Origin of the sequence: Pseudomonas sp. NPDC079367 (genome assembly GCF_044542195.1) — a bacterium.
Classification (GTDB): Bacteria; Pseudomonadota; Gammaproteobacteria; order Pseudomonadales; family Pseudomonadaceae; genus Aquipseudomonas.
Map to the genome: position 1 here is coordinate 1 of NZ_JBITTW010000028.1, position 16806 is coordinate 16806.

Genomic DNA, 16806 nt, shown 5'->3' on the forward strand with positions numbered 1-16806 from the left:
GATCAGCTTGTACACGACCTGAACCTGCGCGGTGTCGGAGTTGGTGCCTTGCTCGAAGGTCGCGGTAATGGTCATGCTGCCGTCGGAGTTACTTTCCGACGACACATAACGCAGGTTGTCGATACCGTTGAGCTGTTGCTCGATGACCTGCACCACGGTGTCCTGCACGGTTTGTGCGGACGCGCCCGGGTAGGTCACCTGGATCGCAATGGCCGGTGGCGCAATGCTCGGGTATTGGTTGATCGGCAATTTCAGGATCGAAAGTGCCCCGACCAGCATGATCACCAGGGCAATTACCCAGGCGAAAATCGGACGGTCGATGAAGAATTTTGACATGGGTTACTCCCCTTTGCCGCCGGCGGCTTTGTCAGCTGCCTGTGCGGGGGCCGGGTTCTTGGTGCCGACGTTAGTCGCCTCGGTCGCTTTGACCTCGACGCCCGGTTTGACGTACTGCAGCCCTTCGGTGATCAGACGATCGCCGGCTTTGAGGCCGTCTTCGATCAGCCACTGGCTGCCGACGGTGCGGCTGGCCTTGAGCTGACGCAGTTCGACCTTGTTGTCGGCGCCGACGACCAGTGCGGTCGGGGTGCCTTTGAGGTCGCGGGTCACGCCTTGCTGCGGTGCGAGGATCGCTGCGCTGTTGACGCCGGCCTGCAGCTGGGCGTGGACGAACATGCCCGGCAGCAGGGTGTGATCCGGGTTCGGGAACACTGCGCGCAGGGTCACCGAGCCGGTGGTCTGGTCAACCGAGACTTCGGAGAATTCCAGCTTGCCGTCGAGCTTGTACTGGCTGCCGTCTTCCAGGGTCAGCTTGACCGCAGCGGCGTTGTCGCCAGCCTTCTGCAGACGGCCGCTTTCCAGTTCGCGGCGCAGTTCCAGCAATTCAACCGACGACTGGGTGACGTCGACGTAGATCGGATCGAGCTGCTGAATCACTGCCATCGCATCGGCCTGGCCATTGCTGACCAGTGCGCCTTCGGTCACCGAAGAACGGCCGATACGGCCAGAAATCGGCGCGTAGACCTTGGTGTAACGCACGTTGATCTGCGCAGTCTGAAGCGATGCTTCCGATTGCAGGCGGTTGGCCAGAGCGGTGTCGTATTCCTGGCGGCTTACAGCTTGTTCATCGACCAGTTGCTTGTAGCGGTCTGAGATCGACTTGGTCGATCGCAGCTCGGCTTCGGCGCTTTTCAGCGTAGCTTCATAGACCGACGGATCGATCTGATACAGCTGCTGGCCGGCTTTGACGTCGGCGCCTTCCTTGAACAGACGCTTGAGAATGATGCCGTTGACCTGCGGGCGGACTTCAGCGATGCGGAACGCACTGGTGCGGCCCGGCAGTTCCGAGGTCAGGGTAAAGGCTTGTGGTTGGAGGGTGACGACGCCGACCTGAGGAGGCGGAGCGGCCGGGGCCGCTTCTTCCTTTTTACATCCGCTGAGCAGCGATGCCAGGGCGACGGCAGTGACCAGAGCGGTAACAGCTGGCTTGAATTGCATGAAGATCCTCGGGTCAGGCGCGCAAGAAGCGCACAAGAAGTGTGAAAGAGTAAAAATCGGGCACCGGGTGGATAAGTAGCTTGCTAAGTAATATACTTACGTTCATGGTTGTTTGTAAACACCTGCGCCGCGTACCCACCCTGATACAAAAGTCGTCGCAAGGTTTGAAATTGTAGGCCGGGGAGTCGATTCACGAGAGATCGCCCCCTCTTTATTCAGCGGATATTCAGCCATCCCTGAAACATCCTGTTTGAGGTTTTACTGCCATGGTCCGTCGTACCAAAGAGGAAGCTCAGGAAACCCGCAGCCAGATTCTGGAAGCGGCCGAGAAAGCCTTCTATGAAAGGGGGGTCGCCCGCACCACCCTGGCGGACATTGCGACCCTCGCTGGCGTAACGCGTGGCGCCATCTACTGGCATTTCAGCAACAAAGCCGATCTGGTCCAGGCGATGCTCGACAGCCTGCACGAACCGCTGGATGAACTGGCCAAGGCCAGCGAAAGCGAGGACGAACCGGATCCGCTGGGCTGCATGCGGCAATTGCTGATTCATTTGTTTCATCAAGTTGCACTGGACCCGAAAACCCGGCGCATCAACGAAATTCTGTTTCATAAGTGCGAGTTCACCGATGAAATGTGCGATCTGCGCCAGCAGCGCCGGACAGCTAGTCTCGATTGCAACCTGCGCATCGGCCTGACCCTGCGTAATGCGGTCAATCGCGGCCAATTGCCGGAAGACCTCGATACCGCCCGTGCGGCCATCAGCATTCATGCTTATATCGACGGCTTGCTTTACGGCTGGCTGCTGGCTCCGGACAGCTTCGAACTGCACGCCGAGGCTGAACGCTGGGTCGACACCGGGCTGGACATGCTGCGCCTGAGCCCGAGCCTGCGCAAATGAATTAAAATGCGCAACAGCCTGGGGAGATGTCAATCAGCCGCCATGGCTGATCATCGCGGCGGGAGTTTAAACGTAGCGAGTCCCGCATTTTGTAGGGAAATTGTGTCGCTGTTGTGAAACGCTGTTCGCTGGCGCTTATTCCGCACCAATAGCAAAAAGCCCCTGACTCTCACAAGTCAGGGGCTTTTTCATTTCTGCGCTACGTGATTACAAGGTCGGATAGTCGATATAACCGACTGGACCTTTACCGTAGAAAGTCTCCGGATGCGGCGCGTTCAACGGCGCATCGGCCTGCAAACGTGCCGGCAGATCCGGGTTGGCAATGAACGGCACGCCGAACGCGACCGCGTCTGCCTTACCGCTGGCCAGCCACTCGTTGGCGCTTTCCTTGGTGAACTTCTCGTTGGCAATGTACGGGCCACCGAACGCTTCTTTCAATTGCGGGCCGAGGCTGTCGGCGCCTTCTTTTTCGCGCGAGCAGATGAACGCGATGCCACGCTTGCCCAGTTCACGGGCGACGTAGGTGAAGGTTTCGGCGAGGTTGTCATCGCCCATGTCGTGGGAATCGGCACGCGGTGCCAGGTGCACACCAACGCGGCCGGCGCCCCAGACTTCGATCGCGGCGTCGGTCACTTCCAGCAGCAGGCGCGCACGGTTTTCCAGCGAGCCGCCGTACTGGTCAGTGCGCTGATTGGTGCTGCTTTGCAGGAACTGGTCGAGCAGGTAGCCGTTGGCGCCGTGGATTTCCACGCCGTCGAAACCGGCGGCCTTGGCGTTCTCGGCGCCTGTGCGGTAGGCGTCGACGATGTCGGCGATTTCAGCGGTTTCCAGGGCGCGCGGGGTTGGGTAGTCGGCCAGTGGGCGCACCAGGCTGACATGACCCTTTGGCTGAATGGCGCTTGGGGCCACCGGTGCTTCACCGTTCAGGTACGAAGGGTGAGAAATGCGGCCAACGTGCCACAGTTGCAGGAAGATCTTGCCGCCGGCGCCGTGAATCGCCTTGGTCACGTTGGCCCAGCCACGCACCTGATCGTTGGACCAGATGCCCGGGGTGTCCGGGTAGCCGACGCCCATCGGCGTTACCGAAGTGGCTTCACTGAGGATCAGGCCGGCCGAGGCGCGTTGTACGTAGTATTCGGCCATCAGCGCGTTCGGCACACGGCCTTCGTCGGCGCGGCAGCGGGTCAGCGGGGCCATGATGATGCGGTTGTTCAGCTCGATATCGCCGAGTTTGATCGGGTCAAAAATAGTCGCCATGTCTAAAAGCCTCTCTTTAATTAAGGAAGTTGATCAGTTGGAAGCAGGCGCCAGCTCGGCATTGCCGTTCTGGCGGAAAGTAATCAGGGTCACCAGCAGCGCAAGCACGGCCAGCGCCGCAGCGGCCAGTGGCACGCTGGTCAGGCCGTAGCCGTGGGCGATGACGCTGCCACCGACCCAGGCGCCGAGGGCGTTGCCAACGTTGAAGGCGCCGATGTTCAGGGTCGAAACCAGGTTCGGCGCAGCCTTGCCGAAGGTCACCACGTTGACTTGCAGCGCCGGCACAGCGGCGAAGCATGCGGTGGCCCAGAGGAACAGGGTGATTTCAGTCGGGATCAGCGCAACGCTGGTCCAGCTCAACACCGTGGACACTACGGCCATGGCGATGAACACGCCGATCAGCGTGGCGGCCATGCCTTTGTCGGCGAGTTTGCCGCCGATGATGTTGCCGACCGTCAGACCCAGACCGATCAGCATTAGCGTCCAGGTCACGCCACGCGGCGACACGCCGGTGACTTCGCCAAGCAGCGGGGCGACGTAGGTGAACAGGGTGAACACCGACGCGGCGAACAGCGCGGTCATGCTCAGCGACAGCCAGATGCCGGCGCCTTTGAGTGCGGCGAGTTCGGCGCGCATGTCGAGTTTTTCTTCGTCGCGCCTGGCCGGCAGAAAACGGATCAGGCCGATCAGCGCGATCACACCAATAACGGTCACCGCCCAGAAGGTCGAACGCCAGCCGGCCTCCTGACCCAATGCAGTGCCCAGCGGTACGCCGAGCACGTTGGCCAGGGTCAGACCGGTGAACATCAACGCCACCGCCGAGGCACGTTTGTTTGGCGCGACCAGATTGGCCGCCACCACCGAGCCGATGCCGAAGAACGCGCCGTGACACAGCGCCGTGACCACCCGGGCAAACATCAGCACGTTGTAATCGCTGGCGACGGCGCAGAGCAGGTTGCCGACAATAAAGATGCCCATCAATGCCACCAGCGCGGCCTTGCGCGGCAGCTTCGCGGTCGCCAGCGCCATGAACGGTGCACCGATGGCCACGCCCAGCGCGTAGCCGGTGACCAGCCAGCCGGCGCCGGGAATCGACACACCGAGGTCCGCCGCCACGTCGGGCAGCAGGCCCATGATGACGAACTCGGTGGTGCCGATGGCGAAGGCGCTCAAGGCGAGAATGAGGAGCGAAAGGGGCATGCAGGTTTCCTTGTCGGCTGGCTGACGTTAAGGGTCAGAGCTCTTTACTGAGGGTGCTGAGAAACGCCTGGATGACGTCCTCGTTACGTTTGAAAAAATGCCACTGCCCAGCCTTCTGGCTGCTGATCAGCCCGGCTCGTTGCAGGGTCGCAAGGTGTGCCGACACGGTCGATTGCGACAGGCCGCAACGCTGATCGATCTGCCCGGCACAGATGCCGTATTCATGGTTGTGCAACTGCTCGGGGAATTCGCCTTTCGGGTCTTTCAGCCAGTTGAGGATGTCTCGCCGTACTGGGTGCGCCAGGGCTTTTATTATTTCGTCGAGGTCGAGGTTCATGGCGTGGGCTCGTGGTGGCAGTGGCGATATATCGCGATGGAGCGAACTTTAAATCGTTGGATCGCGATATACCAATATGAAATCGGTCTGAGGAACGCATAAATCGCTATATCGGGTTATAACGATATGAGCGTGTCGGAGGACCGGACGCGGTGCTAAGCTGCGCCCATGAACTATCTCGCGCATTTGCATCTCGGCGGCCCGCGCCCCGGTCAGTTACTCGGCAGCCTGTATGGCGACTTCGTCAAGGGTCGGCTGCAAGGCCAGTTCGACCCGGAGGTGGAGGCGGCGATCGCGCTGCATCGGCGCATCGACGTATTCACAGATCGCCATCCACTGGTCGACATTGCTTTGGGGCGTTTTACCGAGACGCGGCGGCGCTATGCCGGAATCGTCCTCGATGTGTTTTTCGATCATTGCCTGGCGCGGGACTGGATGCTGTATGCCGACCGACCGCTGGAGCAGTTCACCGCAGACGTCTACCAGGTGCTGTCCCGCGAACGGCAATTGCCGGAACGGTTGGCGAAGATCGCCCCGCACATGGTTGCCAATGACTGGCTCGGCTCGTATCGCGAATTTGAAGTGCTGGAGCAGGTGTTGCGCGGGATCTCGCGACGCCTGACCAAGCCTGAGGAATTGGCCGGAGCGATGCAGGAGTTGCGGCGCTTGTATGAACCGTTGAGTGAAGACTTCAGCCTGTTTTACCCGCAACTGCAGGACTTTGCCCAAGCCCCGCCAACAACACAAAGCTGATGTGGGAGCGGGCTTGCTCGCGAAAACGGGTTGTCAGGCAACCTGTTCATTGGCTCAAACGCCGCCTTCGCGAGCAAGCCCGCTCCCACAAGGGATTGTGTTTCAGGCAGCGATTGCCGGGCGCATCGGCGCCTGTCGGCTTTGCGGAATCGATCCAAACAACACCTTCTGCACCGCCTGCTGCGCTTCGAACGCCAGCGCCGCGCGCTCGCGGCCCTGACAGGCGATCGGCTTGAGCAGATGCACCTCGACATCGCCGCAGTCATGGCTGAACAGGCGCATCAAGTGCGAAAGCAGGTCATCGTCACCAATGAACGGCGCCAGCGTGTCGATTTCGCCGTTGCGCAGATAACGGATCGCCACCGGTTGCAGCATCACTTCGGAATCGATCGCCGCTGACAGCAGGCGACCATGAAAAGTGCGCAGCGAACGGCCATCGGTGGTGGTGCCTTCGGGGAACATCAGCAGCGCGTGTTCGGTTTGCAAATGGCGAGTCATCTGCTTGCGGATCAGCTGGCTGTCGCCCGAACCACGGCGGATGAACAGGCTGCCAGCCTTGGCCGCGAGCCAGCCGGCCACCGGCCAGGTGCGCACTTCGGCTTTGGACAGGAAGGACAGCGGGGTGAGCATGCCCAGCAGTGGGATGTCCGTCCATGACACGTGATTGCTGATCCACAGCATCGGCTGTTTCGGCAGCTCACCGTGCACCCTCACGCGAAAGGGCAGGGCGTTGCTCAGGCGCGCCATGAAAAAGCGCGACCAGCGCTGGCGCCGTTCCATCGAATGCGCCAGACCGATGCGTTCGAAGACGCCGAAGACGCTGGCCATGGTCAGCCCCAGCGTCACCACGAGCAGCACTCGCGCGATTCGCGCGTACACCCGCCACCGGCTCATCAGACCGCCGCCTTGAAGTGCTTGGCGTAGCGCGGGCAGAGTTCGTCGCGCTTGAGCAGGATGAACACGTCGGCGACCTGGAAGTCCTCGTCCCAGCACGGCTCGCCGCAGATCTTCGCACCGAGGCGCATGTAGGCCTTGAGCAGCGGCGGCATTTCGGCGATGACGTTGGACGGAATATCCAGCGTCGGCAGCGGATTTTTCGGCTCGGCGCGCAAGTGTTCAGTGCACAGATACCGTTCGCGCAAACGTTGCATGATCGCGTGGGCCTGAATGCCGCCGTCCTGCATCGGAATGCTCGCGCAACCCATCAGGTAGCTGTAGCCGCCCTGATTGAGCACTTCGGCCAATTCGCCCCAGAGCACGGCGATGGTCCCGCCGTTGCGGTAGGCCGGGTCGACGCAGGTGCGGCCGATTTCCAGAATCGGGCCTTGCAGATGCGCCAGGCCATGCAGGCTGAATTCTTCTTCGCTGTAAAATTTGCCCAAGCTGCTGGCGGCGGTGTGATCGAGCAAACGGGTGGTTGCCACCAGGCGACCGGTGTTCAGGTCACGCACGCCAATGTGGCTGCAGTGAACATCATAATCATCCATGTCCAGACCCAGTTCCGCGCCTTTGAGTTTGGCGTTGAACTCGCCGCTGAAGACGGCGAAGCGCAGGGCCTGGGCTTGCTGCAAGGCTTGTGCGCCGATCAGGCGTTCGGCTTGCAGGCGGCGTTCATTGCCGGTGTCGCTGATGCGGGCGATTTGCGTCATGTGAATCTCCGTACGGGCCTTTAACCCGTCGTGGGTTGCAGCCGATCGACTTTCTTTATGCAGCCGTGTTGTGCAAAGTCAGGCTATGTAGCCCCGGTGTCATCGCCATGAACGTTCGGTGATGCTTATATGACAGCCCACGAGGAGGCGCCCATGCCCTGGCCAGATCTGCTGCACCGCCGTGAACGCTTGCCCGCCGTCGCCGATTTGGCCGAGGGCTTTGCGACGTTGTTGCAGGCGCTGGGCAACGTCACGCCGTTCGAGTTGGCGGTGGCTGGGGGACGGCGGATGGCCACGCCGGGGCTGGCGTTCCTGCTCGGTTATCAGGCGGCGCTGCGCATGTTGTGGCCGAGCGCGCCGCCGAGCCTTGGCGCGTTGTGCGCGACCGAACAGCGCAGCCTGCGGCCGGCCGACTTGCAGACGCGACTGAGCAATTTACGCCTGAGCGGGCGCAAGGATTTCGTCACCGCAGGCGATGCCGCCGACTGGCTGCTGGTGGCGGCACGCTGTGAAGAACCCGGCGAAACGCCGCGCCTGAGTCTGGCCGTGGTGTATCCCGGCGAGCCGGGCGTGAAGGTGGAAAAACTGCCGGCGTTGCCATTGATGCCGGACATCAGCCACGGTCGCTTGCACCTCGACGGCGCCCTGTGCGAATTGCTCGCCGGCGATGGCTGGGACGCGTACGTCAAACCGTTCCGCACCCTTGAAGATGTCTATGTCTTGAGTGCGATGACCGCGTGGCTGTATGGCGTCGGCCAAGACAGTGGCTGGCCGCAGAACCTGCAACTGCGTTTGCTGGCGCTGTTGGGCGGTTGCGCCGAGGCCAGCCGGCAAGCGCCGAACAATCCGGCCGGGCATGTGCTGTTGGGTGGGTTGTTTGCGCAGTTCGAAGCGCTGGCGGGGGAGGTTGATGAGGCGCTGGGCAACGGCCCGGCGGAGTGGGCGCAGATGTGGCAGCGGGACAAGGGCGTGATGCAATTGGCCGCGGGGGCCCGGGCCAAGCGGTTGGCCAAGGCTTTTGCGGCAATCTGACGCGCCTCTTTGCGAGCAAGCCCGCTCCCACAGTTTGATCGCATTGCAACAGGATGAACTCAATCAACTGTGGGAGCGGGCTTGCTCGCGAAAGCGACTTGAACAGCACCACACATCTGTCATCAACCGCACCTAATCTCAGCAGACCCATCCCAGAGCCTCCACCATGTTCAAAGGCCTGTCCCTGTTCCTGCTGCTGATCAGTCTCACCGTTCACGCCGAACAGTGGCCCGGTGAGCAATGGCCAATCGGCGCGCCAATCGCCGGTCCGGCTGTTGAAGCGCTGGAAACCTACGCCTTCGCGCCGCGCAACGATGCCACTCGCGAAGGCATCCGCACCGACGCCTTGCTGATCATCCGCGACGGCCAGATCGTCTACGAACGCTACGCCGTTCCAACCACTGAACAGACTCCGCACCTGACCTGGTCGATCAGCAAAAGCCTGATGGCCACGGTGCTGGGTGTGGCCTACGGCGAAGGCCGGTTCAAGCTCGACGACCCCGCGCTGAAGTTCTACCCGGCGCTGGAAAAACACCCGGCGATCACCCTCGGCCATCTGCTGAACTGGGCCTCCGGTCTCGATTGGCAGGAAGACTACGAATACGCGCCGCTGAAGTCTTCGGTGGTGGCGATGCTCTACACGCGGGGCCATCGCGACATGTCCGTATTCACTGCGGATCACGACGGCTACGCCGCACCGGGTCAGGCATTCCGTTATTCCAGCGGCGACAGCAACCTGCTCGCCGCCGCGTTGAAAAGCATGGTCGGCGCAGAGCGTTATGCCGATTATCCGTGGACAGCCTTGTTCGAGCAGTTAGGCATTCGCCACGCCGTGTGGGAGACCGATGCCAACGGCACATTTGTCGCCTCGTCCTATGCCTATCTCACCGCGCGGGATCTGGCGCGGGTCGGTCTGCTGATGGCGCGCGGCGGGCGCTGGAACGGTCGGCAGTTGCTGCCCGAGGACTGGCTAGCGTTCAACCTGAAACCCTTTGCCGGCTACCAGGCGCAGCAGGACGAAGCCGTGCCCGGCGGTCATTGGTGGCTCAATCGCCCGGCCGATGGCGCAACATTGCCGTGGCCCGACGCTCCCCCCGATACCTTCGCCGCACTCGGCCACTGGGGCCAGGCGCTGTATGTAATGCCCAGCGAGAAACTGATAATCGTGCGCTACGGCGATGATCGCGACGGCAGCTATAAGCACAACGAATTGCTCAAACGCGTGTTGCAGGCGGTGCGACGATGAAGCGCTTTCTGATCTTGCTACTGGTCGTGCTGCTCGGTTGGGGTTGGTATGAGCGCGAGAATCTCTGGGCTTTCCCGGACATCATCAGCGCCTACACCGCCAAGGAATATTGCTCGTGTCGTTATGTGATGAACAATGACGCCGAGTATTGCCGTGGCTATGTCAAACAATGGCTGCCCATCAGTGGCTTTAACGATGACGCCTCGAGCAGAACCATCACCGTCAGCGGCATGGGCCGCAGTAACAGTGCGCAATGGCTGAGCGACCGCCAGGGCTGTCGCTTACAGCCTTGAAAGATCGCAGCCTTCGGCAGCTCCTACTTTGGAATGCGTTCCCCTGTAGGAGCTGCCGAAGGCTGCGATCTTTTGATCTTGATGTTGCAATAAACCCATGGGCGGTTAAGGTTCGTGCAGGTTAATCGCGCCCACGAGTGTTCAATGTTCAACCGCTCCCTCTCTACAGTTTTCGCCAGCCTGCTGTTGACCGCCGCTGCACTGCCGGCCCAGGCCAATTGGTATCTGGACGGCGAGTCGTCGCGGCTATCGTTTGTCAGCACCAAAAATGCCAGCGTTTCGGAAGTGCAGCGCTTTCTGGTTCTGCACGGCAAAGTCGATCCCAACGGTCGTGCCGAAGTTGAAGTCGAGCTCGAATCGATCAACAGCGGCATTCCGCTGCGTGATGAGCGCATGCGCAAGGAGCTGTTCCAGATCGAGCAATTCCCTGCAGCGACCATCACCACCCAGATCGACTTGCGCCCGATCAACGATCTGGCGCCCGGCGCGCAGTTGGAATTGCGCCTGCCGCTGACCGTCAGCCTGCACGGCAAGCAGCACGAATACCCGGCCGAGTTGCTCGCCACGCGTCTGGATGATCGGCGCTTTCAAGTGGTCACGCTGGAACCGCTGGTGATCAATGCCGAGGATTTCGATCTGGCACCGGGTCTGGAAAGCCTGCGCAAACTCGCCGACCTGTCGGCGATCAGTCTGTCGGTGCCGGTGGGTGCGGTGCTGATTTTCACGGCGCGCTGACATGCGCGGTGCAGTGTTCCCCTGGCGTGACGGCAACCGTTTCGAACTGTTGATCGACGGCCCGCAGTTCTTTCCGCGCATGCTCGAGCACATTGCCGGGGCAAAAGAGCAAATCGAACTGGAGCTGTATCTGGTCGAGGCCGGCGCCTGCGCCGAAGCCATCGTCCAGGCACTGGTCGCGGCAGCCGAGCGCGGCGTGCGCGTGCGTTGCCTGTTCGATGATTACGGCAGCCTCGCGTTCACGCTGCATCTGCGCCAGCGCCTGACGCAGGCCGGGGTCGAGCTGCGTTTCTACAATCGCCTCAGTTGGCGGCGCTGGGTCGGCAATTTCTATCGTGATCACCGCAAGTTGCTGCTGGTCGACCAATGCCTGGCAGTGGTCGGCGGCACCGGCGTAACCGATGAATTCTGGACGCCGGGCTTTGATGTCAGCGAGTGGCACGAGGTGATGGTCGAGATCAGCGGCCCGTTGGTGATCGACTGGCAATTGCTGTTTGATCGGCAGTGGATCGCCAACCGTTACCGCCGCGCCTGGCGCCCGGCCGCGCATTTCGGCTTGCCGCGTTTGCCGCGCGTGCCGGACAAGGGCGAGGGCATGGGCCGTGTGGCTTATGCCGATGCGCGTCAGCACCGTGACATTTTGCAGTCGCTGTTTCGCGCCCTGAACAGCGGCCAGCAACGCATCTGGATGGCCACGCCGTACTTTCTGCCAACCTGGCAAATCCGTCGTTCCCTGCGCAAAGCCGCCGCACGCGGCGTCGATGTGCGGCTACTGCTGACCGGGCCGCGCACCGATCACCCCTCAGTGCGCTACGCCGGCCATCGCTATTACCCGCGCCTGCTCAAGGCCGGCGTGCAGATCTTCGAATACCAGCCGTGCTTCCTGCACCTGAAAATGGTTTTGGTCGACGACTGGGTGAGCATCGGTTCGTGCAACTTCGATCACTGGAATCTGCGTTTCAATCTGGAGGCAAATCTGGAGGCGCTGGATCCGGCGTTGACGGCAGCGGTGGAGGCGAGTTTTGTGAAGGACTTCGGCTTGAGTCAGCTGGTGAGTCTGGAGCAATGGCAGCGCCGGCCGTTATGGCGGCGGGTCAAGCAGCGTGTGTGGGGCTGGGTGGATCGGTTGGTGGTGAATATTCTCGACCGTCGCGGGTAGAGCAAGATCAAAAGATCGCAGCCTTCGGCAGCTCCTACAATGGGATGGTGTACACCCTGTAGGAGCTGCCGAAGGCTGCGATCTTTTGCTTTTAAGGGTTACAGCAGTTCAAAACTCTGCTGCGTCACCGCCTGCGAGTCCAGGCCGATCTGTACGTTGAACTTGCCAGGCTCGGCTGCGTATTTGAGCTGGGCGTTGTAGAACTTCAGGTCTTGCTCGGTGATGGTGAAGTGCACGACTTTCTGTTCGCCAGCCTTGAGCATGATCTTCTGGAAGTTCTTCAGTTCTTTCACCGGGCGGATCATCGAACCGGTGACGTCCTGGATGTACAACTGCACCACGGTTTCACCGTCACGCTTGCCGGTGTTCTTGACCATGACACTGGCGTCGAGTTTGCCGGTGGCGTTCAGCGTGGTCGATGACAGCGCCATATCGCTCAGGGCGAAGGTGGTGTAGCTCAGGCCATAACCGAACGGAAACAGCGGGCCGGTGGTGTCATCGAAATACTGCGAGGTGTAGTTGCCAGGTTTGCCCGGCGTGAACGGCCGGCCAATGCTCAGGTGGTTGTAGTAGGTCGGGATCTGGCCCACGGAACGCGGGAAGGTCACCGGCAGTTTGCCCGACGGGTTGTAGTCGCCGAACAGCACGTCGGCGATGGCGTTGCCGCCCTCGGTGCCGCTGAACCAGGTTTCCAGGATCGCATCGGCCGACTGGTTCTCTTCGAGAATCGTCAGCGGGCGGCCGTTCATCAACACCAGCACCAGCGGTTTGCCAGTGGCTTTCAGCGCGCGGATCAATTCGCGCTGGGTTTCGGGGATGTTCAGGTCAGTGCGACTGGAGGATTCGTGGGACATGCCACGGGACTCGCCGACAGCCGCGACGATCACGTCAGCATCCTTCGCCGCTTTCACCGCTTCGTCGATCAGCACGTTGGCCGGGCGCGGGTCATCGACCACTTCCGGGGCATCGAAGTTGAGGAAGTTCAGGTAGTCGAGGACCTTCTTGTCGCCCGTGATGTTGGCGCCACGGGCGTAGATCAGGTTGGCCTTGTCGCCGATCACCGCACTCATGCCATCGAACAAAGTGACCGATTGCGCCGGACGCCCGGCGGCGGCCCAACTGCCCATCATGTCGATTGGCGCTTTGGCCAGCGGGCCGACCAGCGCGACTTTCGCGTTTTTCTTCAGCGGCAGGGTTTCGTTGTGGTTCTTCAGCAACACCAGGCTGCGCCGCGCCACTTCGCGGGCCTCGGCGCGGTGCAGGCGGCTTTCGGCGTAGGTGTCGGCCGGGTCATCCTCAGCCTTGCCGATGCGCAGGTACGGGTCTTTGAACAGGCCCATGTCGTACTTGGCGGCGAGCACTTCGCGCACGGCATTGTCGATGTCTTTCTGTTCGATCTCGCCGGACTTGAGCAACCCCGGCAGCTCCTTGCCGTAAAGGGTGTCGTTCATGCTCATGTCGATGCCGGCCTTGATTGCCAGCTTCGCCGCTTCGCGACCGTCGCGGGCGACGCCGTGCTTGATCAGTTCGAAAATCGCACCGTGATCGCTGACCGCCAGGCCCTTGAAGCCCCAGTCCTTGCGCAGCAGGTCGTTCATCAGCCAGGTATTGGCCGTGGCCGGAATACCATTGATCGAGTTCAACGCCACCATCACGCCACCGGCGCCGGCATCGATCGCGGCGCGGTAGGGCGGCAGGTAATCCTGGTACATCTTCACCGGGCTCATGTCGACGGTGTTGTAGTCGCGACCGCCCTCGACCGCGCCGTACAGGGCGAAATGCTTGACGCTGGCCATGATGCTGTCGGCGGCGCTCGGGGTTGCTCCCTGATAAGCGCGGACCATGACTCCGGCAATGCGCGAGGTCAGGTAGGTGTCTTCACCGAAACCTTCGGAGCTGCGGCCCCAGCGCGGATCGCGGGAGATATCCACCATCGGCGCGAAGGTGATGTCGAGGCTGTCGGCAGCGGCTTCTTTCGCCGCAACGCGACCGGACTGGCCGATGGCATCCATGTCCCAGCTCGACGCGAGGGCCAGCGGAATCGGGAAAATCGTACGGTGACCGTGGATGACGTCGTAGGCGAAAAACATCGGAATCTTCAGGCGGCTGCGCATGGCAGCGTCCTGCATCGGACGGTTTTCCGCGCGGGTGATCGAATTGAACGTGCCGCCGATGTTGCCGCCGGCGATTTCCTTGCGGATCAGCTCGCGCGGCATTTCCGGGCCGATGCTGATCAGGCGCAACTGGCCGATCTTTTCGTCGAGGGTCATTTGTTTCATCAGGTTACTGATGAAAGCGTCCTTGTTCTCCAAAGGTACCGGGGTCGTGGCGGCCAGTACCTGATGACTGGCCAGGCTGACGAACAGACCCAGCAAACACAGCTTCTTCATGAATTTTTTCTCAAGGGCCCAAACGGTGATGCAACACCGGCCAGCCAAAATGTAGGGAGCGACTATTGTTGTTCGGGTGCCAGCTCAAAACCTGAGCCGGGAAACCCCAGCCGACCGCGGCAATGTGAACGCGAAGGGCACTTTTTAGCCGATTAACCCGTCGCATGCCAGTGGCGGCGCCGATTATGCCCCAACCGCTGGCCGGGAATGCCCAGCGCTCGGTTTTTAAATCAAATGTGTCATGGAGCATCACTGCAATGAATATCAGCTCGACTTCCCGTTCACGGCTACAGATCGCCACGTTGCTGGTGTTCGCCACGCTATTGACTGCGTGCGGCATCAACAATATCCCGACCCTCGACGAACAGGCGAAAGCCGCGTGGGGCCAGGTGCAGAACCAGTATCAGCGCCGCGCCGACCTGATCCCCAATCTGGTGGAAACGGTCAAGGGCTACGCTGCCCACGAACAGGAAACCCTGACCGCTGTGATTGAAGCGCGAGCCAAGGCCACCTCGATTCAGGTCGATGCCAGCACCCTCGACAATCCCGAGAAGCTCAAACAGTTCCAGCAGGCGCAGGATCAGCTGACCGGCGCGTTGAGCCGTTTGATGGTGGTCTCCGAGCGGTATCCGGATCTGAAGGCCAACCAGAACTTCCTGGCGTTGCAATCGCAACTCGAAGGCACGGAAAACCGCATTGCCGTGGCGCGTCGCGATTTCATCCTGGCGGTGCAGAAGTACAACACCGAGATCCGCACCTTCCCCGGTCGCCTGTGGCACAGCGTGATGTACAACGATCTGCCGATGCGCGAAACCTTCGAAGCCACCACGCCCGGCGCGGAAAAGGCCCCGGAAGTGAAATTCTGACTCGAGGTCGCCCATGCGTGTGTTGAAACTGGGCCTGGTGCTGATGCTGTGGCTGTTTGCCGTCAGCGCACGGGCCGAACTGACGTTTCCGCCGCTGAGCGGGCGCGTGGTCGATCAGGCGCAGATGCTCGAGCCATCGATTCGCGCGCAACTGAGCCAGCAATTGCAGGCGCACGAGCAAGCCACCGGCGAGCAATTGGTGGTGGTCACGCTGCCCGATCTGCAGGGCACCACCATTGAGGATTTCGGCGTTCAGCTCGGCCGGCACTGGGGCATCGGCCAGAAGGACAAGAACAACGGCGCCTTGCTGATCGTCGCCCGTGACGAGCGCAAACTGCGCATCGAAGTCGGCTATGGCCTGGAGGATCGCCTGACCGATGCGCAGTCGTCGGTGATCATTCATCAGGTCATTACGCCGGCGTTCAAGGCGGGCAATTTCAGCAAGGGCATCAGCGATGGCGTTGCGGCGATGCTGGTGGTGCTCGGTGGCAATCCATTGGACGAGCCGTCCACCGTGTACGAATCAAGCGGCGACCCGGCCGATGACTTCATCTCGCGGCACCCGGCGCTGTTCATGTTTCTGGTGATGTTGTTCATCCTGACGGTGTTTGTCTGCCAGATGCTCGGTATCCTGCCTGCCGGCCGGGGCGGCTCCGGAGGAGGGGGCGGCTTCGGCGGTGGCGGCGGATTCGGTGGCGGCGGAGGCGGTGGCTTCAGCGGTGGCGGGGGCAGTTTCGGCGGCGGCGGTTCGTCCGGCGGCTGGTGAGATCAAAAGAACAATGAGCAGGCACTTTTCGACATGGCATTACTGACTGAACACGAACAACGCAAAGTCGCCGAGGCCATCGCCCGGGTCGAACGCGACACCGACGCCGAACTGGTCACGGTGCTCGCTGCCCGCGCCGACGATTACGCGTACATCCCGCTGCTCTGGGCCAGCCTGCTGGCGCTGGTGTTGCCGGGCATCGTCCACTACCTCACGGGCTGGCTGACCCTGCGCAGCCTCCTGCTGGTGCAATGGGGCATGTTCATCGTCCTGTGCCTGCTGTTCCGCTTGCCGAAAATCACCACGCATCTGGTGCCGCGCCGCGTCCGTCACTGGCGCGCCTCCAACCTGGCGCGGCGGCAGTTTCTCGAACAGAACCTGCACCACACCGTGGGCAGCACCGGCATGCTGATCTTTGTCTGCGAGGCTGAGCGCTATGTGGAGATTCTGGTGGATGAAGGGATTTCCAAACGGCTGGAGAACAGTAACTGGGACGCGATTGTCGCGGCGTTTACCGAACAGGTCAGGCAGGGCCGCACGCTGGAAGGGTTTGTCACGTGCGTGGAGGCGTGTGGCGAGTTGTTGAAAGTGCATGTGCCGGTGACGCAGGTGAGGAATGAATTGCCGAATCGGTTGGTGGTGCTGGGGTGAGGGGCTTGTGAACCGTTGGGTAAATAAGAGGGTGTTCCCAACCCCCATCCCCCCTAAAATACCCGCCATTCCCGAT

The 16806-nt window shown here is 61.4% G+C and carries 18 protein-coding genes; 10 read left to right on the forward strand and 8 right to left on the reverse strand.

What is annotated here, in order from left to right:
* A partial coding sequence (locus ACIGDJ_RS19585; RefSeq protein WP_397504597.1) for an efflux RND transporter permease subunit occupies positions 1-336 on the reverse strand: 336 nt, incomplete at its 3' end.
* Positions 337-339: 3 nt separating this feature from the next.
* Positions 340-1497 carry an efflux RND transporter periplasmic adaptor subunit EmhA gene (emhA, locus tag ACIGDJ_RS19590; RefSeq protein WP_024011947.1) on the reverse strand — a complete coding sequence of 386 codons (1158 nt, stop codon included), beginning with the start codon at positions 1495-1497 and terminating at the stop codon, positions 340-342.
* A gap of 266 nt (positions 1498-1763) precedes the next feature.
* Here emhA and emhR point away from each other — a divergent pair, with 266 nt between their 5' ends.
* Positions 1764-2396: an efflux system transcriptional repressor EmhR gene (gene emhR, locus ACIGDJ_RS19595; protein ID WP_016771330.1), complete on the forward strand. Its 633-nt coding sequence runs from the start codon at positions 1764-1766 to the stop codon at positions 2394-2396.
* A gap of 207 nt (positions 2397-2603) precedes the next feature.
* Here emhR and ACIGDJ_RS19600 read toward each other — a convergent pair whose 3' ends face one another.
* From ACIGDJ_RS19600 to ACIGDJ_RS19610, 3 genes are read right to left on the reverse strand one after another with little or no spacing between them, the layout of a single operon-like run.
* Positions 2604-3653 carry an alkene reductase gene (locus ACIGDJ_RS19600; RefSeq protein ID WP_101158423.1) on the reverse strand — a complete coding sequence of 350 codons (1050 nt, stop codon included), beginning with the start codon at positions 3651-3653 and terminating at the stop codon, positions 2604-2606.
* A gap of 33 nt (positions 3654-3686) precedes the next feature.
* Positions 3687-4853: an MFS transporter gene (locus ACIGDJ_RS19605; RefSeq protein ID WP_397478432.1), complete on the reverse strand. Its 1167-nt coding sequence runs from the start codon at positions 4851-4853 to the stop codon at positions 3687-3689.
* Positions 4854-4887: 34 nt separating this feature from the next.
* On the reverse strand, positions 4888-5190 hold the full coding sequence (locus ACIGDJ_RS19610; RefSeq protein WP_016771327.1) for a helix-turn-helix transcriptional regulator: 303 nt from the start codon (positions 5188-5190) through the stop codon (positions 4888-4890).
* 168 nt (positions 5191-5358) lie between these two features.
* Between ACIGDJ_RS19610 and ACIGDJ_RS19615 the strand changes: the two genes are divergently transcribed.
* Positions 5359-5943 (forward strand): ACP phosphodiesterase, encoded by a 585-nt coding sequence (locus ACIGDJ_RS19615; protein WP_397478431.1) that lies wholly within the window; start codon positions 5359-5361, stop codon positions 5941-5943.
* Positions 5944-6045: 102 nt separating this feature from the next.
* On the opposite strand, the gene ACIGDJ_RS19620 is transcribed toward ACIGDJ_RS19615, so the two are convergent.
* Both ACIGDJ_RS19620 and olsB read right to left on the reverse strand, forming a co-directional pair.
* A complete protein-coding gene (locus tag ACIGDJ_RS19620; RefSeq protein ID WP_101158427.1) occupies positions 6046-6837 on the reverse strand; it encodes a 1-acyl-sn-glycerol-3-phosphate acyltransferase in 792 nt (263 codons plus the stop codon).
* Positions 6837-7592: an L-ornithine N(alpha)-acyltransferase gene (gene olsB / locus ACIGDJ_RS19625; RefSeq protein ID WP_101158428.1), complete on the reverse strand. Its 756-nt coding sequence runs from the start codon at positions 7590-7592 to the stop codon at positions 6837-6839. Before olsB ends, ACIGDJ_RS19620 begins: the two co-directional genes overlap by 1 nt.
* Positions 7593-7745: 153 nt before the next feature.
* Between olsB and ACIGDJ_RS19630 the strand changes: the two genes are divergently transcribed.
* The 5 genes from ACIGDJ_RS19630 (at position 7746) to ACIGDJ_RS19650 (ending at position 12057) form a co-directional block, all read left to right on the forward strand.
* On the forward strand, positions 7746-8624 hold the full coding sequence (locus tag ACIGDJ_RS19630; protein ID WP_397478430.1) for an acyl-CoA dehydrogenase: 879 nt from the start codon (positions 7746-7748) through the stop codon (positions 8622-8624).
* A gap of 166 nt (positions 8625-8790) precedes the next feature.
* Positions 8791-9870, forward strand: a complete 1080-nt coding sequence (locus ACIGDJ_RS19635; RefSeq protein ID WP_397478429.1) for a serine hydrolase domain-containing protein — start codon at positions 8791-8793, stop codon at positions 9868-9870.
* Positions 9867-10163: an amidase gene (locus tag ACIGDJ_RS19640; protein WP_312996011.1), complete on the forward strand. Its 297-nt coding sequence runs from the start codon at positions 9867-9869 to the stop codon at positions 10161-10163. The genes ACIGDJ_RS19635 and ACIGDJ_RS19640 overlap by 4 nt, the downstream gene beginning before the upstream one ends.
* Before the next feature lie 144 nt (positions 10164-10307).
* Entirely contained in the window at positions 10308-10898 is a 591-nt protein-coding gene (locus ACIGDJ_RS19645; protein WP_101158432.1) for a YceI family protein, read from the forward strand.
* A gap of 1 nt (position 10899) precedes the next feature.
* Positions 10900-12057, forward strand: a complete 1158-nt coding sequence (locus tag ACIGDJ_RS19650; RefSeq protein WP_397478428.1) for a phosphatidylserine/phosphatidylglycerophosphate/cardiolipin synthase family protein — start codon at positions 10900-10902, stop codon at positions 12055-12057.
* A 98-nt stretch (positions 12058-12155) separates the two neighbouring features.
* On the opposite strand, the gene bglX is transcribed toward ACIGDJ_RS19650, so the two are convergent.
* Positions 12156-14447 carry a beta-glucosidase BglX gene (gene bglX, locus ACIGDJ_RS19655; protein ID WP_101158434.1) on the reverse strand — a complete coding sequence of 764 codons (2292 nt, stop codon included), beginning with the start codon at positions 14445-14447 and terminating at the stop codon, positions 12156-12158.
* A gap of 257 nt (positions 14448-14704) precedes the next feature.
* Between bglX and ACIGDJ_RS19660 the strand changes: the two genes are divergently transcribed.
* The 3 genes from ACIGDJ_RS19660 to ACIGDJ_RS19670 are packed head-to-tail and all read left to right on the forward strand — an operon-like array spanning position 14705 to position 16730.
* Positions 14705-15313, forward strand: a complete 609-nt coding sequence (locus ACIGDJ_RS19660) for a LemA family protein (RefSeq protein ID WP_397478427.1) — start codon at positions 14705-14707, stop codon at positions 15311-15313.
* Between the two features lie 13 nt (positions 15314-15326).
* Positions 15327-16079, forward strand: coding sequence for a YgcG family protein (locus tag ACIGDJ_RS19665; protein ID WP_016771316.1), 753 nt, complete (start codon positions 15327-15329; stop codon positions 16077-16079).
* Between the two features lie 33 nt (positions 16080-16112).
* Entirely contained in the window at positions 16113-16730 is a 618-nt protein-coding gene (locus ACIGDJ_RS19670) for a TPM domain-containing protein (RefSeq protein WP_101158435.1), read from the forward strand.
* Positions 16731-16806: the final 76 nt, after the last annotated feature.